Annotated in this window: 22 protein-coding genes and 2 pseudogenes; 3 read left to right on the top strand and 21 right to left on the bottom strand. The window is 64.9% G+C overall.

Annotated features, from left to right (window positions below; genetic code table 11):
* Positions 1-11 precede the first annotated feature (11 nt).
* Genes G6N54_RS28785 through G6N54_RS28770 form a run of 4 tightly spaced genes read right to left on the bottom strand, consistent with a single transcriptional unit; the run spans position 12 to position 4,005 of the window.
* Positions 12-803 (bottom strand): coniferyl-alcohol dehydrogenase, encoded by a 792-nt coding sequence (locus tag G6N54_RS28785; protein WP_163794154.1) that lies wholly within the window; start codon positions 801-803, stop codon positions 12-14.
* A gap of 7 nt (positions 804-810) precedes the next feature.
* Positions 811-2,061, bottom strand: a complete 1,251-nt coding sequence (locus tag G6N54_RS28780; protein WP_163794152.1) for a cytochrome P450 — start codon at positions 2,059-2,061, stop codon at positions 811-813.
* A complete protein-coding gene (locus G6N54_RS28775) occupies positions 2,058-3,596 on the bottom strand; it encodes an acyl-CoA synthetase (protein WP_163794150.1) in 1,539 nt (512 codons plus the stop codon). The genes G6N54_RS28780 and G6N54_RS28775 overlap by 4 nt, the downstream gene beginning before the upstream one ends.
* A gap of 4 nt (positions 3,597-3,600) precedes the next feature.
* Complete coding sequence (locus tag G6N54_RS28770; protein ID WP_163794148.1) at positions 3,601-4,005, bottom strand: SCP2 sterol-binding domain-containing protein; 405 nt, start codon at positions 4,003-4,005, stop codon at positions 3,601-3,603.
* Positions 4,006-4,175: 170 nt separating this feature from the next.
* Here G6N54_RS28770 and G6N54_RS28765 point away from each other — a divergent pair, with 170 nt between their 5' ends.
* On the top strand, positions 4,176-4,889 hold the full coding sequence (locus G6N54_RS28765) for a hypothetical protein (RefSeq protein WP_163794146.1): 714 nt from the start codon (positions 4,176-4,178) through the stop codon (positions 4,887-4,889).
* A gap of 38 nt (positions 4,890-4,927) precedes the next feature.
* Here G6N54_RS28765 and G6N54_RS28760 read toward each other — a convergent pair whose 3' ends face one another.
* Together G6N54_RS28760 and G6N54_RS28755 are read right to left on the bottom strand one after the other, a co-directional pair.
* On the bottom strand, positions 4,928-6,610 hold the full coding sequence (locus G6N54_RS28760; RefSeq protein WP_163794143.1) for a class I adenylate-forming enzyme family protein: 1,683 nt from the start codon (positions 6,608-6,610) through the stop codon (positions 4,928-4,930).
* A 30-nt stretch (positions 6,611-6,640) separates the two neighbouring features.
* Positions 6,641-7,504 carry an SDR family oxidoreductase gene (locus G6N54_RS28755; RefSeq protein WP_163794141.1) on the bottom strand — a complete coding sequence of 288 codons (864 nt, stop codon included), beginning with the start codon at positions 7,502-7,504 and terminating at the stop codon, positions 6,641-6,643.
* Between the two features lie 204 nt (positions 7,505-7,708).
* On the opposite strand from G6N54_RS28755, the gene G6N54_RS28750 reads away from it, so the two are divergent.
* Positions 7,709-8,272, top strand: a complete 564-nt coding sequence (locus G6N54_RS28750; RefSeq protein ID WP_163794140.1) for a TetR/AcrR family transcriptional regulator — start codon at positions 7,709-7,711, stop codon at positions 8,270-8,272.
* A gap of 19 nt (positions 8,273-8,291) precedes the next feature.
* On the opposite strand, the gene G6N54_RS28745 is transcribed toward G6N54_RS28750, so the two are convergent.
* The 12 genes and pseudogenes from G6N54_RS28745 to fabG all read right to left on the bottom strand — a co-directional run bounded on the left by G6N54_RS28745 (position 8,292) and on the right by fabG (position 19,088).
* Positions 8,292-8,444, bottom strand: a complete 153-nt coding sequence (locus tag G6N54_RS28745) for a hypothetical protein (RefSeq protein ID WP_163794138.1) — start codon at positions 8,442-8,444, stop codon at positions 8,292-8,294.
* Between the two features lie 120 nt (positions 8,445-8,564).
* Positions 8,565-9,761 carry an acetyl-CoA acetyltransferase gene (locus tag G6N54_RS28740; RefSeq protein ID WP_163794136.1) on the bottom strand — a complete coding sequence of 399 codons (1,197 nt, stop codon included), beginning with the start codon at positions 9,759-9,761 and terminating at the stop codon, positions 8,565-8,567.
* Positions 9,754-11,112: an OB-fold domain-containing protein gene (locus tag G6N54_RS28735; RefSeq protein WP_163794134.1), complete on the bottom strand. Its 1,359-nt coding sequence runs from the start codon at positions 11,110-11,112 to the stop codon at positions 9,754-9,756. Before G6N54_RS28735 ends, G6N54_RS28740 begins: the two co-directional genes overlap by 8 nt.
* Positions 11,112-12,320 (bottom strand): acetyl-CoA C-acetyltransferase, encoded by a 1,209-nt coding sequence (locus tag G6N54_RS28730; protein ID WP_163794132.1) that lies wholly within the window; start codon positions 12,318-12,320, stop codon positions 11,112-11,114. The genes G6N54_RS28735 and G6N54_RS28730 overlap by 1 nt, the downstream gene beginning before the upstream one ends.
* Positions 12,317-12,571 carry a hypothetical protein gene (locus G6N54_RS28725; RefSeq protein WP_163794130.1) on the bottom strand — a complete coding sequence of 85 codons (255 nt, stop codon included), beginning with the start codon at positions 12,569-12,571 and terminating at the stop codon, positions 12,317-12,319. Before G6N54_RS28725 ends, G6N54_RS28730 begins: the two co-directional genes overlap by 4 nt.
* A gap of 6 nt (positions 12,572-12,577) precedes the next feature.
* Positions 12,578-13,108 (bottom strand): aromatic-ring-hydroxylating dioxygenase subunit beta, encoded by a 531-nt coding sequence (locus tag G6N54_RS28720; RefSeq protein WP_163794128.1) that lies wholly within the window; start codon positions 13,106-13,108, stop codon positions 12,578-12,580.
* Complete coding sequence (locus G6N54_RS28715; protein WP_163794126.1) at positions 13,105-14,376, bottom strand: aromatic ring-hydroxylating oxygenase subunit alpha; 1,272 nt, start codon at positions 14,374-14,376, stop codon at positions 13,105-13,107. The genes G6N54_RS28720 and G6N54_RS28715 overlap by 4 nt, the downstream gene beginning before the upstream one ends.
* Positions 14,373-16,022, bottom strand: coding sequence for a class I adenylate-forming enzyme family protein (locus tag G6N54_RS28710; RefSeq protein ID WP_163794124.1), 1,650 nt, complete (start codon positions 16,020-16,022; stop codon positions 14,373-14,375). The genes G6N54_RS28715 and G6N54_RS28710 overlap by 4 nt, the downstream gene beginning before the upstream one ends.
* Positions 16,019-16,804 carry an enoyl-CoA hydratase/isomerase family protein gene (locus G6N54_RS28705; RefSeq protein WP_163794123.1) on the bottom strand — a complete coding sequence of 262 codons (786 nt, stop codon included), beginning with the start codon at positions 16,802-16,804 and terminating at the stop codon, positions 16,019-16,021. The genes G6N54_RS28710 and G6N54_RS28705 overlap by 4 nt, the downstream gene beginning before the upstream one ends.
* Positions 16,801-17,604, bottom strand: coding sequence for an enoyl-CoA hydratase/isomerase family protein (locus G6N54_RS28700; protein WP_163794121.1), 804 nt, complete (start codon positions 17,602-17,604; stop codon positions 16,801-16,803). The genes G6N54_RS28705 and G6N54_RS28700 overlap by 4 nt, the downstream gene beginning before the upstream one ends.
* Positions 17,604-18,304 (bottom strand): annotated as a pseudogene (locus tag G6N54_RS28695) (enoyl-CoA hydratase/isomerase family protein). The gene G6N54_RS28700 and the pseudogene G6N54_RS28695 overlap by 1 nt, the downstream one beginning before the upstream one ends.
* 58 nt (positions 18,305-18,362) lie before the next feature.
* The gene (gene fabG, locus G6N54_RS28690; RefSeq protein WP_163794119.1) at positions 18,363-19,088 is read right to left on the bottom strand and encodes a 3-oxoacyl-ACP reductase FabG; all 726 of its coding nucleotides are present in this window, start codon (positions 19,086-19,088) and stop codon (positions 18,363-18,365) included.
* 98 nt (positions 19,089-19,186) lie between these two features.
* Between fabG and G6N54_RS28685 the strand changes: the two are divergent.
* Positions 19,187-19,980, top strand: a pseudogene (locus G6N54_RS28685) (SDR family NAD(P)-dependent oxidoreductase).
* Between the two features lie 22 nt (positions 19,981-20,002).
* Here G6N54_RS28685 and G6N54_RS28680 read toward each other — a convergent pair.
* The 3 genes from G6N54_RS28680 to G6N54_RS28675 form a co-directional block, all read right to left on the bottom strand.
* On the bottom strand, positions 20,003-20,392 hold the full coding sequence (locus tag G6N54_RS28680; protein ID WP_232073127.1) for a DUF732 domain-containing protein: 390 nt from the start codon (positions 20,390-20,392) through the stop codon (positions 20,003-20,005).
* 80 nt (positions 20,393-20,472) lie between these two features.
* A complete protein-coding gene (locus G6N54_RS31220) occupies positions 20,473-20,724 on the bottom strand; it encodes an enoyl-CoA hydratase/isomerase family protein (protein ID WP_264078293.1) in 252 nt (83 codons plus the stop codon).
* Positions 20,721-21,269 carry an enoyl-CoA hydratase/isomerase family protein gene (locus G6N54_RS28675; RefSeq protein ID WP_264078294.1) on the bottom strand — a complete coding sequence of 183 codons (549 nt, stop codon included), beginning with the start codon at positions 21,267-21,269 and terminating at the stop codon, positions 20,721-20,723. Before G6N54_RS28675 ends, G6N54_RS31220 begins: the two co-directional genes overlap by 4 nt.
* Positions 21,270-21,282: the final 13 nt, after the last annotated feature.

The raw sequence follows: 21,282 nt of genomic DNA, 5'->3' as shown, positions 1-21,282 counted from the left end.
CCTGAAATACCTCAGATTTCGGGGGTGGGCACTACGCCACTGCCCACCGCCCCGCTGATGCCGCCGTCGACGGCAATCGCCTGTCCGTTGACCCATCGCGCATCATCGGATGCCAAAAACAACACGACGTCGGCGATATCTTCGGGGTCGGCATGGCGCCCCAGCAGATTCTTCAACCCGTCGAGGGTGTCCTTGCCCATCGACTCCTCAAAGTCGACCAGGATCGGCGTCTCCACCGGCCCGGGAAGCACCGCCTTGATGCGAAATCCCATCTCTCCCAATGCCAAACCCATCGACATGGCATAGACCGTGCTGACTTCCTTGGAGAAGTTGTACGCATTGCCCTGCTGCGGGTTGGCTTTGAACCACGCCGCGCCCTCTTCGAAGGTATCGGTGCACAGCAGATCGCGTATCGCGTCGAGCCGCAATGGCCAGCCGAAGCCGGCGGTCGACGACACGATCGTGACCGCTGCGCCTGGCTTGAGGCGGTCGAAGAACGACTCCGTCAAGTGCCGTACCGCCAGGCTGTTGACTGCCATCACCAAGTCGGCGGGCGCCGTACCGGGGATGCCGGCCACGTTGATCAATCCGTCGAACTCGCCGTCGAGTTGCTCCACCGCGCTGTCAATGCTGTTCGGGCTCGCCAGGTCGACCTCGACGTGCTGGGTCACGTTGGCGGTCGGTTTGTTGCGGTCCAGGCAGTGCACCTCGGCTCCGGCGGCCAGCAATCGCTCGGCGACCGCATGTCCGATTCCCGAAGCGGCGCCGGTGACGACGTATCGTTTGCCCTTGAAATCAGCCATGATTCTCCTAATCGAGGGTGTAGGGCAGCGATTTCACTGCGGTGATGAAGTTGCCGGTCAGATATTCGGGTTCGCCTACCCGCAGGTTCGGTGCCCGGAAGATCGACTCCAGCTGCATCTTGCCCATGAAGGCACCCATGCAGAAGTGCGGCCCGCCGCCGCCGAATGCGACATGGGGGTTCGGCGATCGGGTGATGTCGAACTCGTAGGGGTTACTGAAGACTCGCTCGTCACGGTTGGCCGGCGAGTAAACCATTGTCACCCAGTCGCCTTCGCGGATGTGCTGGCCGTGCAGCTCGGTGTCCTGGGTCGCGGTACGCCGGAATGTCATCACCGGGGTCGTCCAGCGGACGAACTCCTCGATCGCGGTCTTGATGTGCGCGTCGAAATCCCGCTCCAGCAAAGCTTTCTGCTCGGGGAACTGCTGCAGAGCAAGCGTCGTGAACGTGGTGGTGGTGCGGGTGGTGTCGTTGCCCGCCACCGATAGCAGGACGAAGTAGGGGCCCAGCTCGTCGTCGGTGAGTTGCCGCCCGTCGATCTCGGCTTGCACCAGCGAGGTCATCACGTCGTTCTGCGGATGCTCGCGCCGCGCCTCGGCCAGACCGATACCGATATTAAGCAGTCCCACAAGGGAATCGGTCAGTACCTCCCCGGGCTCACGGCCGGCCGCGACATCGGGATCGGCCCACGCCACCATGCCCTCGGCCAGGTGTGCCGCCTCATCGCGCTGGTCCTCGGGCAGGCCGAGCATCTCGTAGATCGTCCACATCGGCAGGCGCTTGGACACCTGCTGGACGAAGTCGCCGTCCTTCGTCTTGATCAGGTCGTCGACAATGGATTTCGCCTGATGCTCGATCTGGTCCTTGATCTTGGCGACCTGTCGCGGCGTGAAGACCGAGCTGACCAGCCGTCGCAGGCTGGAGTGTTTCGCTCCGTCCATGCCCAGGAAGGACTGGGTGGCGTCGAGCATCTCTTCGGGCACCGCCTCGAAGGTGATGCCTTGCCCGGAACAGAAGATCTCCGGGGTCTTGCTGACATAGGAGACGTCCTCGTGGCGGGTGACCACCCAGACGCCGTCGATCTCGGGTTCCATCATCGAGCCCTCAATCGGGCGGTGCCAGCTGACCGGCCGTTCGTCGCGCAAGATCTTGAAGGACTTCTCTCGCTCGTCGAAGGTTTGCGCCCAGAAAGCCTGCTTGGAAATGTCTACCGGGTCGAAGGGCGGGCGGTCGGTCTTCAGGGTTGTCTCGGTACTCATGCGTTTGCCTCCAGATAGCGGGCCTTCAGGCTCCTCTTCACCAGCTTTCCGGTGGCTGTCCGGGGAAGCGCGTCGATGAAGTCGACGGTGCGTGGAGCTTTGTAGTGGGCGATACGTTCTCGGACATAGGCGATGATCTCGTCGGCCAGTTCGGCGGATTGCGCTGTCCCGGGCTTTAATTGAACAACTGCCTTGACCTGTTCGCCCATTTCCGGGTCAGGCACGCCGATCACCGCGACGTCGAAGACATTCGGGTGCAGCGCGAGGACGTTTTCGATTTCCTGCGGATAGATGTTGACCCCGCCGGAGATGATCACGAACGCCTTGCGATCGGTCAGAAACAGGTAACCGTCCTCGTCGACGTATCCGATGTCACCCACCGTGGACCAGTTCTGGTGCGCGGGATGTCTTGAGGAAGCTGTCTTTTCGGGATCGTTGTGATACTCGTAGGGCACCACGTCGCGTTCGAAGTAGACGGTGCCCACCGTGCCGGGTGGCTGCTCATTGCCGTCGTCGTCGCAGATCCGCAGGACACCGAGCGCGGCTTTGCCGACGGATCCGCGCTTGTCCGTCCACTCGGCGGTGGTGATCACCGTGGTGCCGTGTTGCTCTGTCGCGCCATAGTATTCCACGAGTATCGGGCCCCACCAGCCGATCATGGCGTCTTTCACCTCAGGTGGGCACGGCGCCGCGGCGTGCACCGCGATACGCAGCGAGGAGACGTCATAGCCGTTACGGACCGCATCGGGCAATTGGAGCATCCGAACGAACATCGTCGGGACCATCTGGGTGACGGTCACCCGATACTGCTGAATGGCGGCCAGGGCCTTCTCGGCGTCGAAACGCTCCATCACGACGACGGTGCCGCCCAATGCCTGGACACCGGCACACCACTTCAGCGGGGCGGTATGGTAAATCGGCGCCGGCGAAAGGTATACGTCGTCGCTGGAGATCTTGAAGACATGCGCCAACAATCCGACCAGCGGGTCCCCGGGTTCGTCTACCTGGATCGGCAGCAGATGCGGCTTGATGCCCTTGGGCCGTCCCGTGGTGCCCGACGAGTACAGCATCTCCGCGCCACGCGGCTGGTCGGCCAATCGTGTTCCGGCCGTGGCCAATAGCTCGCCGTACGGCCGATATCCCGAGACCTCCCCGCCGAACGCGTACCAGTGCCGCACATCGGGGGCCAGGTCGAGCAGTTGCTCGGCCAGCTCCCGCACGCCGCGGGAGGCGAAGACCACCCGGGCCCCGCTATCGCGCACGATGTAGGCCGCTTCGTCTGGCGCCAGATGCCAGTTGACTGCGGTGATGTACAGACCGGAACGCAATGCCGCCCAATAGATCTCGAACGCCTCGGCTGCATTATCCGAGAGCATGGCGATGACGTCACCCTTACGCAAACCCATGGCGTGCAGCGCCGACGCCAGCCGAGCCGAGTTGTCGTCAAGCTGTCCATAGGTGAGCGTCCGGCCCGAGTCGGCCAGGATTACGGCCGGCCGATCGGGCGCGGACGCTGCATGTGTGCCTGGAAACATGCGTTCAGACGAGCAGGTCGTCGCGACCGTCGTTCTTGAGTCGGTCGATATAGCCCGGATACAACTTCTTGCCGAGCGGCGCCAGCTTGAGCAGGCTCGCCACATTGCCATCGACCTTGATCTTCTTCTTGGCCATGGCCAGTGGCAGGTTGACCTTTCCCTGCCAATACCCGTTGCCGGTGTCGGCGGTCATGGACATCGTCGCTGTCGGCGCGGGAGCGCCTTCCAGACCCTCGCGGACCGACTTGTTTCCCATATCGATCACCACGACGGCCTCAGGATCGGTGAAGTCGAACGCCACGACAATCCCGGTTGCGACCAGCTTGGGACCGATCTCCTCGTCATCGAAGGCCGTCTCGAAGATGCCACCGATGTACTTGCGGACCTCGGCCGAGTCGTTGAACCCCATTGTTCTCCCTAAATTTACTTTCGATTAAAATCCCGCCCCAGACAGGTGCCCCCTGCTTGAAATTGGCCCCATGACCACAGGCTATGACCTCTGTCACAGGAACGCTACCATAAGTTGACTTATGGTAAAGGCTTCACGGCGCCCGGCAGTGCTGACTACCATGCCTCACCATGTACGACACGGGTGCGATCCTCGCCGCCATCGACAACCACACCATCCCGATCTTGGTCGGATTCGGCCTGGCGATGGTCCTGCAAAACATCGGGATGATCACCGCGGTGGTCATGACCCGGCGCGAAGGATGGATTTCGATTCCGCTGCCGTGCACGTTCCTGTGGTTTGCGCACGATTTCGGCGTCGTGGTGCGCTTCAACACCTGGTTCAACGTGTACGACCATTGGTTCCTCAAGCTGTTCTGGCTCGGCTTGCTCACCGCGCTCATCCTCGAACTCGTCTTTTTTGCTCAGGCCCTCAAGGTCGGACGGACCGAATACCTACCGAACGGCACCCAGGCCCAATGGAGCGCATTGGTCGTCGGCGGCGCGCCGGCATTCGTGGTCGTCTGGGAGTACATGAAGGTCGTCTGGGACGATCCGCTCTACCAAGCGGCACCGGCAATCACGCTGTTCCTGCTTCCATTGTCGACCACCGCCCTGCTCTTGCGTCGCCGATCCGCCATTGCCCAGTCTCCACTCATCTACGGCTGTTTCGCGGCCATGGCCGTGCTCTGGTGGGGTGTCACGGCCGGTTATTACGGCGGTGGTTTTGCGAGTTGGCAGTACCTCCTCACCGGCGTCGTCGCGTTCGTGATGCTGGTTGGTGTCACCGTCGCCGTCGCGCGGATGCGGGCGGACGCCCAGACACGCGTTGCTGCCGCAGTCTGAGCGCATCCAAACCCTTTGCCGCATCGCCAAATCGTGCGTCAGTGACGGGTCGCCGTGAGCTGTTCGATGAGCCGGAACTTTTGAACCTTGCCGGTCGACGTGGTCGGCAGATCCTCCGCGCGGTAAAAGACCACTCGCTTGGGTACCTTGAAGCGCGCCAGCTTGGCGCGGCAGATATCGAGCACATCGTCTTCGGTCAATGCCGATCCTGGTGCCGGAACCACGACGACACAACCGATTTCGCCCCAGCAGTCGTCGACCAGCCCGACGGCAAAGACCTGGCTGATCTCGTCCTGCGCCGCCAGGAGATCCTCAATCTCCTTGGGCATCACCAGTTCGCCACCGCTTTTGTACAGATCCTTGCCGCGCCCGGTCACCTCGAGGTAGCCATCGGCGCGGACACGACCGAGGTCGCCGGAGTGCAGCCAGCCGTCCCGCAGCGCCGCTTCGGTATCCGCGGCACGATTCCAGTACCCCAGCATCACAGTCGGCCCGGACGAGACCAATTCGCCCTCGCTGCCGACCGGCAGATCCCGCGCCGTTTCCGGATGCACTGCCTTGTAGACGGCGAGTGCATCGGTTCCCGGGATCGACGCTGCACCAGCTATTTTCGGCTTTCCAACGGTCTCGGAAGTCAGGTGCAACGGGTCCTCGGGTCGCGTCAGTGTCATCGCGCCACCGCATTCGGTCATCCCATATCCGGTCACAATCTCACTGACGCCGAAGTCCTTCTCGATCTGTCGCCACAGCCATACCGGCGCCGGAGCCGATCCGCACAGCATGGCATTGAGCGAGCTGAGGTCGTACTGGCGGCGGGCCGGGTTCTCCACCATCGCAACGGCCATGGTGGGAACACACAGCACGTCGGTGGCTCGATGGCGCTCGATTCCGGCGAAATAACGCTCGGCGCTGAATGCCGTCTGCGGGATGATCGCGCCGCCCACGAACGTGACCGACAACAAGCCTTCGATATAGCCGAACATGTGGTAGCACGGCAACGAAAACAGTATGCGTCGGCCGTCCTCGTAGGCTCGCGTCAGCGCCGAGGCATACGCCGTCCGCAGCACCGCATCGTGCGTAACCAGCACACCCTTGGGCGAACCAGTAGTGCCGGAGGTGTAGAGCATGTCGGCGGCGCTGTCCGGTTCTACGGCCAATCCCTCGCTGGCGCCGTGGTTTTCGTCTCCAAGAACGGCGAGGCCGTCCACCGTCAGACTGCCCGGGCGGGCCCGCCCGTCGGTGTCGAGCAACACCACTTTCCAAGGTGCCGCCGGCCCGGGAGACTCCCAACCGGGCATGATCCCATCAAGCATCGATTGATAGTCGAGGCCGCGGAAACCCGTCATCGTGACCACGATCCGGCATCCGGAATCGTCGAGGACGTAGCGTAATTCGTCGTCTCGGTAAAGGAAGTTGACGGGGACCGCGATCGCCCCGACTCGTGCAATGGCGAACTTGATCGTGACGAACTGCGGGTAATTCGCCATGATCATCGCGACCCGATCACCCGGACGAACACCCAGCGCCGCCAGACCGTCGGCCAGGCGTCGAGACTCAGCCGCCACATCTGCGTAACTGAGCCGATGGTCGTCGGCCAATACCAGGGGACGATCGCCGTATCGGTCGGCGCAACCGTCCAGCCACCGCGCCAGGGCACACGGTCTCCACACCGGGAAACTCCGGCGAAGCGATTCCCGTCGCGCCTCGATACTCGTGGTCAATTGACCGCTCGAATCACGCCAGCCCCGTGGCTATCCCACGGGATTGGTGCCGAGCTTCGCGTTCGACATGTCGCTGATCTCCGACCAGCGCTTGGTGATCTCCTCGAGACTCGGGGGCGCGGCGAACGTGACACCGTCATTCTGGAACTGTGCAACCCGCTGCACTAGTCCACCGCCGACGACGAACACCGAGCCGGACTCGTGGTTCTCTTCGGAAACGAGGTAGCCGACGGTTGGCGCGACATGGTCCGGGTCCAGCTTGTCCAGGACCTCCTGGGGCGCGATGTCGGCGGTCATCCGAGTGGCCGCCATCGGCGCGATCGCGTTCGCCGTGATCCCGTACTTCGCGCCCTCGATGGCCAGGGTGTTGATCAGTCCAACCAGTCCGAGCTTTGCGGCGCCGTAGTTGGCCTGGCCGAAATTGCCGTAGATCCCGCTGGTCGAGGCCGCCATCACGACGCGGCCGAACTTTTGCTCACGCAGGTGCGGCCACGCCGCGCGAGTCACGTGGTAACCGCCGTACAGATGGACTTTGATCACGGCATCCCAGTTTTCATCGCTCATCTTGTGGAATGCGCCGTCGCGCAGGATTCCCGCGTTGCTGACCACGCCGTGGACGGCACCGAAGTGTTCCAGGGCGGTCGCGACGATCGCGTCGGCCCCTTCCCGAGTGGCCACGCTGGAGTAGTCAGCGACCGCCCGGCCGCCATTACCGCGGATCTCTTCGACCACCGTGTCGGCCATGTTGGTGCCCGATCCGGAGCCGTCTCGAGCCCCACCTAGATCGTTGACGACGACGAGGGCGCCATTGTCGGCGAGGAATCGCGCGTAAGCCCGCCCCAATCCCCCACCGGCTCCAGTCACGATCACGACTTTGTCCTGCACTCCGGGCACTCTGTTCCTCCACCTGGTATCGCGTTACTGCGCTCAGAGTTTAATCTAGTTTAGAATTTTTGTGACCGTCAAGATGACGACCGTCCGGCCACCAGCACCAGCGACGCCGACGGGCCCCCCGAAATCTGGACCGCCGGATCGATCGGGAGGTGGTTCGGCCATCCTGAAAGCGCACGTCGCACGGCACGAACTAAAGTCCCAGAGATGGTGAGCGGTGTCTCCCGGGTGGCCTACTTCGAGACAGGCCTGGATGTGCTGTCCGACCTCGGGTATGGCGGGCTGAAGCTGGCCGAGGTGTGCAATCGGCTGGGCGTCAGTACCGGCTCTTTTTACCACTTCTTCGATAATTGGCCGACGTACACGCGGCAGCTCGTCGAGCACTGGCGGCAGGCCAACACCGTGCGGCTGGTGGAGTGGATCCGCACCGAGCCCGATCCGCGTCGACGGATAGACAGCATCATCGATATCGGCCTGAATCTGCCACACCGCGCCGAGGCCGCGATCCGCGCGTGGAGCGGCGCGGACGCCGACGTGCACGCAGTACAGGTGGATGTCGACCGCGAGCGCCACCAGATCCTGGTGGAATGCGCGGTGCAGATTCTGCGCGACGAACGCCAGGCCCAACTGTTTGCCGACTGGGCTGTCTACCTGCTCGTCGGCTACGAGCAGGCAACCTTGCCCCCGGACAAGGCGGCGCTGGAGTGGATTGTCGGTCAGCTCCTCGAGGCGCTCGACCGCGGCCGATTCGGCTCCGTTCCCCCCGGGTGAGCTCGAGGCTCCTTTATGCTCAAGAATTGCGTTTCCGGACTTGGCCTTCCGGCACCTGCAAGCCGCGGACGGTGAGCTGGGTCATCGCGTCGATCATGCGTTTGTAGGAGACCTTCTTGCCGAGTCCCATCCAGTCGCCGTGCAGAGCGGCTGAGAGCACCATCGCGAACATTGCCCGCACGGTGGGACGAAGATCATGGCCCACCACGACGGGCCGTCGTCACGACGAACAAACGTGTCGCAAGACCCGATGGGAAGTCACCTCGTGCCGTGCGCCGGGCAATAACCAGATTTAGCGACCAGGTGCTCGGCTTACCACCGACACAAAGGACACACAGGTGCCCGGGCGCCCGCCCAGATTGTGCGTCAGCGCGGTGTGCGGATCGGACAGTTGTCGCTGGCCGGCCTCGCCGCGAAACTGCAGCCAGGCTTCGTACAGCATCCGCAGTCCGCTGGCACCCACCGGGTGCCCGAACGACTTCAGCCCGCCGTCGGGGTTGATCGGCAGTCGCCCGTCGGCATCGAAATCGCCTGCCAGGACGTCTTTCCAAGCCTGGCCGGGATCGGCGAAGCCGAGGTCCTCCATCAGCACGATCTCCGTCGGTGTAAAACAATCGTGCACCTCGGCCAGCGAGAACGCGGTGCGCGGATCGTCGATACCCGCCTGTTGATAGGCATCGCGGGCCGAGCGCACGACTTCGGGGAAGCTGGTGTAGTCGTAATCCGGGTCCGCGGCACCCAATCCCGAGCCGGCAACCAGCGAGAGCGCCTGCACGTACATCGGCGTATCGGTGTAACGCAACGCGTGCTCGGCGGGGACAACGACGGCGCACGCGGCGCCATCGGAGACCCCGGAGCAGTCGAACACACCGAGGCGCCCGGCCACCTTCGGCGCGCTGTCGATCTTGTTCTTGGCCACCGGAGACCGGAACTGCGCCTTGGGATTACGAGCTCCGTTGACGTGGTTTTTCCACGCGACGTGCGTCATCGCGTCGCGCATCTCGTCGGCGGGTACACCGTATTTCGCGCAGTAGGCGGGGTCGAGCAAGGAGAATGCCGCGGGCGCGGTCATCGAGAGTTCGGGTGCCGTGCCGTCGCCGGGTGGATCCTGGCGCAGCAGCCCCGAGAAGCCGGAGTCCTTCAGCTTCTCCACCCCGACCGCCATCGCCACGTCGTAGGCACCGGCGGCGACCGCATAGCACGCGTTGCGGAATGCTTCCGATCCACTGGCACACATGTTTTCGACCCGGGTCACGGGCTTGTCCCCGACGCCCAATGGTCGGCTCAACGTCAGACCCGACATGCCCGAGCTCAGGGTGCCGAGCCAGTAGGCGTCGATGTCTTCCCTGCCCAGATTGGGCGCCGTCGCCATGCAGTCGGCGATCGCCTCGACCAGCAAGTCATCGGCGGAGCTATCCCAGCGCTCACCGAACCGCGAGCAACCCATTGCCACCACCGCGACCTTGCCGGCTATTCCCTTGCTAGCCATGGCTTCTCCCGTCCACTCGGGCCTTCCAGAAATAGTTGTGGACGTCACCCGCGGTGAACAACCGCCGGAAGGTGAACTCGACGGGGGCACCCACCTCCAAGAGTTCGGGTTCGGCGTCGGCGACCTCGCAGGTGAATCGCCCACCGCCGGCCACATCGACGACGGCCGAAACGACGGGCGGCGACGGGGAGTGCGCCAAGTGGTCAACGGTGTAGGTGGCGACGGAGCCGCGCAGGCCGGCCACCGGCACGGCGGTCATCCGATCGGGCGCACCGCAGCGCTTGCAGACCCGCGCCGGCGGCAGATGGATGAAACCGCATTCCGCACAATGCGAACCGCGAAGACCGAACTTCCACGGCGCCGAACGCCCGGAAGCAGGCCCGGACGGCCGGTCGGGCTCAGGACGGCGCGGTGGCTCCAATTCGACCAGTCCGCGCCACGACAGGTAGGTCAGATACCTGACCGTCACACCACCCTCGCGCTGCGCGGCGACCGGACGCGGTTGCCGCGCTTGGGGCAGCGCGCTGGTGGTCCGCAGCAACAGTGCATCGCACCCGTCGACCGCCGACAGCATCAGCACGGTCTCCCCGGCTTCCGCGGTGTCGAGGACACCGCACAGCGCCAGGGCGGCGTCGCAGGCACCCGAGAAGCCGATCGGCGACGTGACGACCGACTTATCCCCCTTCACCAGCGTCGCCGCGCGTTTGACGATCCCGCTGTTGGGACAGGTGAGCACGACATGGTCGACCCCGGTCAACCCCGCGGCGTCCAGCACCCGCTCGGCCGCGGTGCGGATCAGCTCGGCATAGCGTTCGGCGCCGAACCGCTCCTCCCATTGCTCGCCGGTCACCGAAGTCGTTGCGCGCCAGCGGTCGAGGAACTCCGCCGTCAGCGACGTAACCGCGAGCACCTCGGCGATCGCGGGCTGGTCATCGCCGAAGAGCAGCGCGGCCGCGCCGTCGCCACCGAGTTTCTCGTCGGCCGATCCCGGCCGGCCTACCCGCACGTCGGCGCTGGCCGCGATCCCGCCGGAGTTCGCCGCGGCGAGGATGGCGGCGAAACCGCTGCGGCCAGATCCACAGAAGTCGACGGCCAACGCGTCGAAAGGCAGGCCCAGCGCGGCATGGATCGCCGTGGCGTTGGTCTTGTCCGCGTAAGCCGGTGTGCTCGTGGCGAAATACAGCGCGTTGGCCGAGTCCGACGGGGGTATGGCGGCTGCGGCCGCCACCGCCATGGTGGTGCTGTCCTCATCAAACGCCGCGACGACGCGATCACTCCGGCGGACACCGATGTCGGCGCCGGCCAGCCGATAGCCGGGCAGGTAACTGGCGTAGCCGACCAGAGCCTTCATCAATTGGCCCCGCGGAAGATCGCGGCCAAACCCTGTCCCCCGCCGATGCACATGGTCTCGAGTGCCAGTCCTCCACCCCGCCGGCGCAACTCATGCAGCATCGTGGTCAGGATCCGCACGCCGGTCGCCGCGATAGGATGCCCCAGCGAGATGCCCGAACCGTTGACATTGAGCCGGTCGTCGACGTCGTTGAGCTTGACACCCCAACCGGCCAGCACGGCGAGCACCTGCACCGCGAACGCCTCGTTGACCTCGATCAGGTCCAGGTCGTCGAATCCTAACCCCGTTCGGCGGAATAGCTTTTCAACCGCCCCGACGGGTCCGATGCCCATCCGCGACGGCTCGCAACCGACCGCCGCCCAGCCCTCGAGGAAACCCAGCGGCTCCAGACCGAGGTCATCGAGCCGGTCCTCCGCGACCACCAGGCACGCCGCCGCGGCGTCGTTCTGCTGACTGGAGTTGCCGGCCGTCACGGTGCCGTCTTTCATCATCGGACGCAGTCGGCTCAGCGTTTCGACGGTGGTGTCGGGACGGATGCCCTCGTCGTCGGCGAATTCCATTGGTTCGCCTTTGCGCTGGGGCACCTGCACGGTGACGATCTCGTCGTCGAAGTGGCCGGCCTGCTGGGCCGCGGCGGCCCGCTGATGGCTGCGTGCCGCGAAGCCATCGGCGGCTTCGCGGTCGATGCCGTAGTCGGCGGCCAGATTCTCGGCGGTCTCGATCATGCCGCTGATCGGGCCGAATCGCCAGATCGGCTGGGACAATTCGCGGCCGCGGTCGAGTCGGTCGTACAGCACCTGGTTGCCGGAACGCGAACCCCACCGCGCGGTCGTCGTGTAGTGCTCGATGTTGCTCATCGATTCCACGCCACCGGCCAATACGACGTCGGCGGCCCCGGTCTGCACCATCATCGCGGCGGTCACCACGGCCTGCAGGCCGCCGCCGCAGCGACGGTCGATCTGCAACCCGGGTGCGCTGATCGGGAGATTGGCGTGCAATGCGGCCCAACGTCCGATGCACGGTGCCTCGGAATTGGCGTAAGACTGTGCGAATACGACGTCTTCGATCACGGCGGGATCCACTCCGCTGCGCTGGACGACTGCCTCAATCGCGCGCGCGGAGAGGTCTTCGGCCCGCAGCGGCCGCAGGCTCCCGCCGAAGGTCCCGACCGCAGTGCGCAGTGGGCGTACTATCGCGGCGCGCCTCACGTGTCGCCCCGCCAGCGTCCCGCGGAGGGATCGATCAAAGCGGTCAGCTGCTCGTCTGACATCCAGATAATGGTCTCCAACTCCAATGCGTCAAGGTAACGAACACGGTCGGTGCGAAGATCCTCCAGGCGCAGCCGCGGAGAATTGCCGGCCGTATCGAAACTCACTGATATTTGTGCGAATTCACTGCTGATCACCGGACCCACCCCCGGTACCTCCACTGCGTCGCCGTCGCCGAATTCAATCATCATCACGACTCAGATGAGGAAGCCCAGCGTCGGAATCGGCTCGCCGTTGTCCACCAGGACGACCTTCTTGTACACCAGCCGCAATTCACCGTCTTGGCGGCGCAGCCGGTAGGTGGTCCGTCCGCCCCACAGATGGCTACCCCGCGCCCGAGACTCCAGCACGATGAAATTCGCTGCCAGCTCTAAGTCCTTGCCGCCGTTGGAATTGGCTCGGCCGCCGAGGAATTCGATGTTGGATATCAGCCGGCGCAGATTCGACGGCGGCGCCTGAGCGTAGCGCTTCCCGGTGCGAACCTGCTTGAGGCGGGTGGCAATACGGCTGCGGTTGTCGTAGATCACCGACATCGTGCGGGTCGGGTCGCTGGTCGCGGCGACCGGAACCCAGTACAGCGCGTCGTCGGTCCATAACGCTTCCCACGAGTCATAGTCGGACTCGTCGGCATAGCGCGCTTCGCGGTAGAGGAACTGCTCCACTTCCCAACGGTCGAAACCGTCAGGCACGGGGCCCAAAGTTGCGCGGTCATCCAACGTGCTGGTCACAATTCCGTCTCCATCAGCGTCTTGTACTGCGACCAGAAGCCCCTCATACCGGTCTCGTCGGTAGCTCCGCCGATGGTGAAACCGTTCTCGTCGACCTGTTCCCGGTTCAGCCCGCGGCGAACGTCGAGCCATTCCGGTGTCAGGCACTCGAGCCCGGCCTGGTTGCGTTCATACATTTCGGTGTCGTCGGCCAGCAGCATGCCGGCGGGCCCGACCGAGCCCATGCACTGGGAGACCATGCGCTGGTTCAGCTCCGGTGCGCCGACCATCTGGACGGCCGTGGAGTACTGCGTGCACTCACCGACGGCGACCGGCTGGATGTTGAAGACCTGGATCTCGGCGATGAACAAATTCGGGAAGACCATCACGTGCGGGCCGCCCTCGATCATGATCTTGTCGGCTTCGTCGCCGTACCGCGAACGCATGGCCGCAACATAGTTCGGCACCCGCGCCTCGGTGGTCCCGAACCAGCGCATCGGCTCGGCGAACTTCCGGAATTCTGGACGCAGGTCGTTCTCGCTGTGGCCCTGTCCCAGGTCGCGCGTCACCGCCGTGGACGCATCGCTGTACAGGGCACCGATGGGGCTGCCGGTGACACCGAAAATCGAGCCGTGCACGAACTGGGGGTGGTATCCATCGGTTTCGTTCTCCGCCAGCAGCTTCCAGTTCGCCCGCGTCCGATGCTGAAGCCATCCCGCGGTGAGCTCGACCGCTCCTTCCGGCGACAGTCGCACCAGCCGGTCGATCTCGCCGGCGGCCGCGCCGAGGTGTTCGACGAGCCCTGGGCCATCGGCCGCGAAGCTACCGAACACAAACCCCTGGTAGGTCTCCATCCGGGGAACGCGACCCAGATTCAGGTCGAGTTTGCGCTCGCCGTACCCCTTGAAGAACGGGAATCCGACGAGATCACCGTTGTTGCGGAAGGTCCAACCGTGATACGAGCAGCGGAACGTCGACGAATTGCCTCCGACGTCATCGCAGACTTGGTTGCCGCGATGCGCACACCGATTGAGGAGCAGATGCAGCTCACCGTCGCGGTCGCGGGTCATGATCACGTCCTGCAGGCCGAGCCGCTTGCGCACGTAGTCGTTGGGTTGCGACACTTCGCTCTCGTGCCCGACGAAAACCCAAGTGCGGTACCAGATCCTGCGCAGCTCTTCGGCGAAGATGCCGGGATCGGTGTAGAGCGACCCGTGCACCTTGTCTCGTTTGATCAACTGGTCGTAGCGGCTGCCGGTGCCGGCCGCCGAATCGATGAGTGAGGTCATTGTTCGGGCTCCTTTCGGAACAGTTCGCGCACCGCGCCTTGCGCGATGAGGTCGGGCAGGGCGAACTTGCGCACCTTGCCGGTCGGTGTTTTCGGTAGTTCTTCGGTAACGAACCAACGCTGCGGAATTTTGTGCGGTGTCAGTTGTTGGCTTGCGTGCGTACAGAACTGGTCGGCCGCATCCGCCGGTAACGAACCGCGGGCGATGACGATGACGGCAACGATCTCGCCAAGCCGGTCGTCGGGAAGACCGAACGCGCAGACCTCGGCGACCATGTGATGATCGGCCAGACACGCCTCGATTTCGGCGGGCGCGATGTTCTCCCCACCGCGAATGATGAGGTCCTTCAGTCGGCCGGTGTGCGTCAAGTACCCGCGTTCGTCCATCACCCCGAGATCTCCGGTATGTAGGAACCCGTCGGCATCCACTGCCGCCGCCGTGGCCTCGGGGTCGCGAAGGTAACCAATCATCTGCTGATATCCGCGCGCGCAGATCTCCCCCGGTTGCCCCACCGCCACCACCGCCCCGGTGGCCGGGTCGACGACTTTGCAATCGACCTGAGGAAGCGGGCGGCCCACGGTCCGGAGTTGGTCGACCCGAGTGTCGTCGGGCCGGGTCGCGGTGAGCACCGGCGAAAGCTCGGTCTGCCCAAACACATTGACCACTGTCGCCCCGAAGGTCTGTTCGGCGGCCTGGATGAGGCCGGCCGAAACGGTAGAGGCACCGCCGAGACAGGTTGAAAGGTGTGGCGCCCGCTGCGCGGAGTCGCGCTGCGCGGCAACGAGAGCCGCCAACATCGTGGGCACGAAGAATAGGACCGTCGCGTGTTCGCGGAGCATGGTATCGAGCAGGACGGTCGGCCCAAAACGGTCAACCAGCACCTCGGTACCGCCGATCCAGAGCGGGCCCAATGTGCCGACCACACAAGCCGCCGTGTGGAACATCGGCAGGGGATTCACGGTCACCGCACCCGCGGGAATGCTCGCGGTCTCCAGGGTCAGCTTGGCGACATTGACCAGCGAACGATGGCGCAACAGCACCCCTTTGGGCCTGCCGGTCGTCCCCGAGGTGTACTGCAACATCACCGGCAGCTCGGGGTCGGCCGGCGCGCGGTCTATCGCGGCGGCATCGATTTCGTCGCTTCGCCATTCACCGCGTGCCGACAGACTGATGGTGCGGGCGCCGAGGAAGCGCGTGTCGATCTCGTTGACCACGGCGGCGGTGTCGTAATTGCGACTGCGGTCGGCGTGGATCAGAACCTTGGCGCGGGAATGCCCCAGCGCGTAGGCCAACTCGGGGCCACGCAACGCGGGATTCAGCGCAACCAGAACGACACCGGCGAGTGCCGCGCCGTACTGGATGATCGGCCACTCGACCATATTCGGCGCCCACAGTGCGACGTAGTCGCCGGGTGTGGTGAGGCGGGCCAGCGCGGTAGCGACGCGGCAGGCTTCGTCGAACAGCTCCCGGTAGGTTAATCGGACCTCCGCGCCGTCGCCATGCGCGCGGCCCACCAGAGCAGTGACCGCACCGTGGGTGCGGGCGCGCGCCGCCAGCAGGGCACCCACGGTGTAGTCCTCGAGCGCGATGCTGGCATCGGCTTCCAGATACGACCACTCAAGGCGTGCAGACAACTTCGCGGTCACGGCGGTGCCGATCCAAACTGCGGACGTCGCTTTTCACGGAAAGCCGCGATCCCCTCGGCGAAGTCGTCGGAGTCGAAGAGCTGAGATTGGTGTTCGGCCTCGAGGTCGAGGAGTTCGAAGGGGCTGAGCGCGGATCCGGCGGCCAACATCGTCTTGATCACCCCGTACGCGCGCGTCGGCCCGGCAGCTAACCGTTCCGCATCGGCGAGTGCCGCCGCCAGTGCCGTACCGGGGTCGACGAGGGCATCGACGAGTCCCAAGTCCAGCGCCGTGGGCGCGTCGATGGGCGTCGGCATCATCAGCATCTGGCGTGCGCGAGCGACTCCGACCCTCGACGGCAGCGATGCGAATGTGCCCATGTCGCCGGCTAATCCGACATTGGTGAACGTGGTGGCGAAGCGCGCGCCGCGTGCCGCGACGACGCGATCGCAGGCGGCGGCCAGGGCAACTCCCGCACCGAAAGCGCTGCCCTCCACAGCGGCGACGACGGGTTTGCCCGCGTTCCAAATGGCCCGAATCACCCGCTGAGCCAATTGTGTCCGCTCCATTGCGCGCCCCGGCGGCATCCGTTCCATCGACGTGATGTCCCCGCCCGAGCAGAACGCACTGCCGGCGCCGGTCAGCACTATCGCCCGGACCGAATCGTCCTGTCCGGCATCCTCGATCGCGCCGCCGAGCTCGAGCCGGACCGCAATATCGACCGCGTTGCGCTTCTCGGGACGGTTCAGCGTGACGATCCGTACCGGGCCGCGATTCTCGACGATGACAGAATCGCTACTCATTGTCCCGTGAAGTTCGGTTTACGCCGTTCGATGACGGCACGCAGGCCCTCGAGCGCATCCGCCGTGCCGGACAACTCGCAGACGGTACGCGCTTCCTCGGCCAGTCGCTGTTCGACCGACGCGCCGACCCCGCTCCAGACCAGCCGTTTGGTGGCCGACAACGCCCGACCCGGCATCGCGGCCAAGTCGGCCGCGACTTGCTCTGCGCGGCTGAAGAGTTCGGCATCGTCGACGACCTCGGTGACCAGTCCGATCTGCAACGCTTCGGCGGCGCTCAGCGTCGGATTGGTCAGCAGAATTCGCAACGCCTGACGCAGACCGACCAGCTGGGTCAGCGTGACCGAGGAGCCACCGTCGGGCGCCATGCCGACGCGGACCGCCCCCGAAAAGAACTTCGCCGACTGCGCGGCGATGACAATGTCGGACGCACAGACCAATCCCAATCCGCCGCCGCCGGCGGCGAAGCCCTGTACCGCGGCAACCACCGGCGCGCGAAGCTGGATCAACGCGGCGGTGGCCAACTGCAGCCATGCGGTCGCCTCCCGCAGGTAGTCCGGAAGGTCCGCCCCCTTCGACTCGAAGGTGTGAATATCGCCGCCCGCGCAGAAGTTTCGGCCTTCACCGGTCAGCAGAACGACGCGTACGGCGGGATCGGCGTGCCATGTCAAAGCCGCGTCGTGCAACGCCTTGAGGAATTCGACGTTCATCCCGTTGGATGCCTCGGGCCGGTTCAACCGCAGCCGCGCGACACCGTCGGCCACGTCGAGCGCGACGGGCAAGCTGGTTTCTGCAACAGTCATTAGCTAGTTCCTCGCTGCCGGAAGGCGGTCGCGCCATTCTGTCCGACGCCACCGCAGATGTGGTCGACCACGCAATCGATTTCGTGCTCCAATCCGCTGGGTAGCGGGGCCCCGAGGCCGGTATAAACGAGCCGCTTAATGGAGACTACGGCCTCACGGCGCCGACCGGCCAGGTCCGCTGCGAACCCGTGCACCCCGCGCGCGAACTCGGCCTGCGGAAAGCTCCGATACGCCAACCCACGACGTACCGCGTCCACCCCGGACATGCGGTCGCCGGATAACAGCAGGCCCAGCGCCTCCTGCCGCCCCACCAAGCGGCTCAACCGCTGGGTGCTGCCGCCGCCCGGGATCATCCCGAACTTGACGTGGTTGTCGGCGATCTTGGCGTCGTCGCTGACCAGCACGATGTCACTGGCCTGCATCAGCTCGAACCCGCCGGCCATGGCGACACCCTCCACCGCGGCGATCACCGGGGCCTGCACCCGTGCGATGGCCTCGCAGGCGCGGCGGAAGGCCTCGAACAGCGGGCGCAGTGCCCGGGGGCCACTCGCGCGCAGCGACTCGACTTCGTTGAAATCGCCGCCCGCGCAGAAGTTTCCCCCGGCCCCCGGATGACGACCACGTTCACCCCGGGATCGTCGCCCAGCTCGAGGATCGCCCGTTCCAGTTCGCCGCCCAGCGCGACCGTAAGCGCGTTCATCTGCTCGGGCCGATTGAGCGTGATTGCCCCAATGCCGTCGGCGGCATCCACAGCAGCGTCATATATTTCGACCCCCGCCGACTTCGATGACCGCGCCCGTCACATATCTGGAGAGATCCGATGCCAAAAAGACCACCGCGCCGGCGACCTCCGCGGGTTCACCTGCCCGCTTCATCGGGATGGCGGCCTCGCGCTCGGCAAAGACCGCGGGTGGCATCGCCGCCGTCATCGGGGTGCGGATCAGGCCGGGCTGAATCGCGTTGACTCGCACGTTGTGGTGCGCAACTTCCTTCGCCGCGGCCTTGGCCAGTCCGACGATGCCTGCCTTGGCCGCGCTGTAGTTCGTCTGCCCCGGATTGCCCGACAGGGAGGACATGTTGATGATGCTGCCCGACTTCTGTTCGCGCATAACCGCTGACGCCTCGCGCACGCCCAACCAGGTGCCGCGCAGGTGCACAGCCATGACGGCGTCGAAATCCGAAACCGTCATCTTCTTCAAGGAAGCATCGCGGGTGATGCCGGCATTGTTGACGAACACATCCAGACGGCCGAAATTGCCGACGGCGGCCCCGACGAGGTCGTGTACTTGCTCCTCGGAGGTGATGTCGCACGTGACGCCAATCCCGCCGATCTCGGTGGCCGCCTTGTCGACGAGTTCGGCGTCGATGTCGGCGAGCACCACCCGGGCGCCGTGTTCGGCAAGTGATTGCGCGATCTCGCGTCCGATTCCCTGACCTGCGCCGGTGACGACGGCGACCCGCTGGTCGAGCAGCGACTCAACCATGCACTAAATCCTCCACATCCAACCAAATAATCACGATTTCTAATCTACGTTAAACTAACATGGCAGTCGCAACAACCGCCGACGACAGGGAGCAGACCATGGACCTTGGCCTAGCTGGCGCACGTGTGGTGGTCACCGGAGGCGCATCGAACATCGGGCGCGGGATCGTCCATGTGTTCGCCGAAGAAGGTGCTCGCGTCGTCATCAGCGACATCGACAAGTCACAGGCGGAGCGGGTTCGCGACGAAGCCAAAGCCAAGGGCGCGGGCGCCGTGGAAGTCGCGATTGCCGACCTGACGGCCCCCGGCGGAGCCGAAACCGCGATCGGCGCCGCTCTGGACAACTGGGGTGGCATCGATGTCCTGGTGAACAACGCGGGGTGGAGCGGACAGGGATTCATCGCCACCGAGACCGACCGCGATCAATGGCAGCGCACCATCGAGGTGAACCTCTATACCGCCGTCGCCGCCACCCAGGCCGCGATCGGCCCGATGAAAGACGCCGGCGGCGGCGCGATCGCGTTCATCTCCAGCGACGCGGCGTTCGGCCAGATCCGTACCGGCGTGTACGGGACGTCCAAGGCCGCGCTACTAGCCTTGGCGCGCACCGTGGCGCGCGAACACGGCCGGCATGGCATCCGGTCCAACGCCATCTGCCCCGGCCTGGTGATTCCCGAGAGCCCCGAGGCGGTCGGCGAATCGAGTCTGTGGGCCGGCGAAGACGAACTGTTCAACCAGGACCAAATCGACTACATGGTCAAGGGCACCCCGCTGGCCGTCTGACCACCGCCGAGGATGTCGGCCGGGCCACCGCGTGGTTCTGTTCGCCGACGGCGGCTCGACAGGTGACCGGCCAGATCATCTCGGTCAGCGGCGGCTCCACCATGCCTTAGGCACGACGGCGTCGGACGGCCGCTATTCCGCGCCGGGACTACCGAAATACTCTTGACCGGGCGGCGGGCGATAGCCCTGCGCCGAGTTCCGCAGCTGCGGGATCTGTGCGGGACACAAGTTGTCGACCGCATACGAGACGAGGTAGTTCGCCGCGAACTCGTCGTTGGGTGTGACGTCGTTATTCACGTCACCCATCAGTTGCGGGTAGCCCTCGCCGGCGGTGACCTTGTTGCAGATCCCGTAGCCGTAGCCGATCGCGTCGTTATTGGGAAAGTTGTAATGCCGGCGCACCGAGACGTTGTACACGTACTCCACCTCGGGCGCAGGCTTGGCGTGTACCGGCGGTGCCAGCGTCCCCGCGACGCCCCAGACGGCGGCAGTTGCGGCTACCAGCGAAGTGCGACGCTTCATGGCTGACATCCTTTGCGGTGGTGGCGGGCAGAGCGCTCGTTGAATCAGCATTAGATTCAAGGAGTCGAATTGTCAAGAAGTCAGCGGCCGACGAAGTTGGCGGCGCGGCCTTCCTTGAAGGCGGCAATACCTTCGACCAGGTCGTCGCTCGTCAGGGTGTGCTCTTCGAGCTCGAACGCCAACTCGACCACTTCCGCACCCCGCAGCGACGTCACATGATTCAGCGCGCGCTTGGTGCCCTGAACCGCCATCGGTGCTAGATCAGCTATGCGCCTTGCGATTTCGCGGGCACACGGCAACGCCTCGTCGGGCTGATCGACCAGGTCGGTCACATACCAAGCTGGTAGGCGGTGGCGGCGTCGAGTGCATCACCGGTAAGTAGGTGACGTCGGGCTCGTAGCATCCCGGCCGCCTGCGGCCACACCAGACAACCTCCGTCGCCGGCAACAAGCCCGACCTTCACGTGGGTGTCGGCCAGCTTGGCGTTGCGCGCCGCCACCACGACGTCGCACATCAGCGCCACGGTTGCGCCCAGTCCGATCGCCGGCCCCTGCACCGCCGCAATGATGGGCTGAGGCAGATCGATAAAGGACCGCACCAGTCGCAGCCCGGCGTCCACGGTTTCGCGTCGTGCATCGGCGTCGTCGTGGGCCGCCTGCATCAAGTCGAAGTCTCCCCCGGCGGAGAATGCTTTTCCGGTTGAGCCCAACACGACAGCGCGGACACCTTCGTCTTTCGCGAGATCTTCGAGCACTCCGGCCAATTCGAACTGGGCCTGATTGTCGAACCGATTCAACAGCTTTGGGCGAGCCAGCGATATCTCGCAGACGCCGTCACTCCCGGAGGCAACGGACAACGTTTCGAGGCTGGTGCTCATCAGGCCTTCCCCC

It is taken from the genome of Mycobacterium stomatepiae, from assembly GCF_010731715.1.
In the GTDB taxonomy this organism is placed as follows: Bacteria; Actinomycetota; Actinomycetes; order Mycobacteriales; family Mycobacteriaceae; genus Mycobacterium; species Mycobacterium stomatepiae.
Note: the sequence above shows the minus strand (reverse complement) of the source record. Positions and strands in the feature narration are given on the sequence as shown.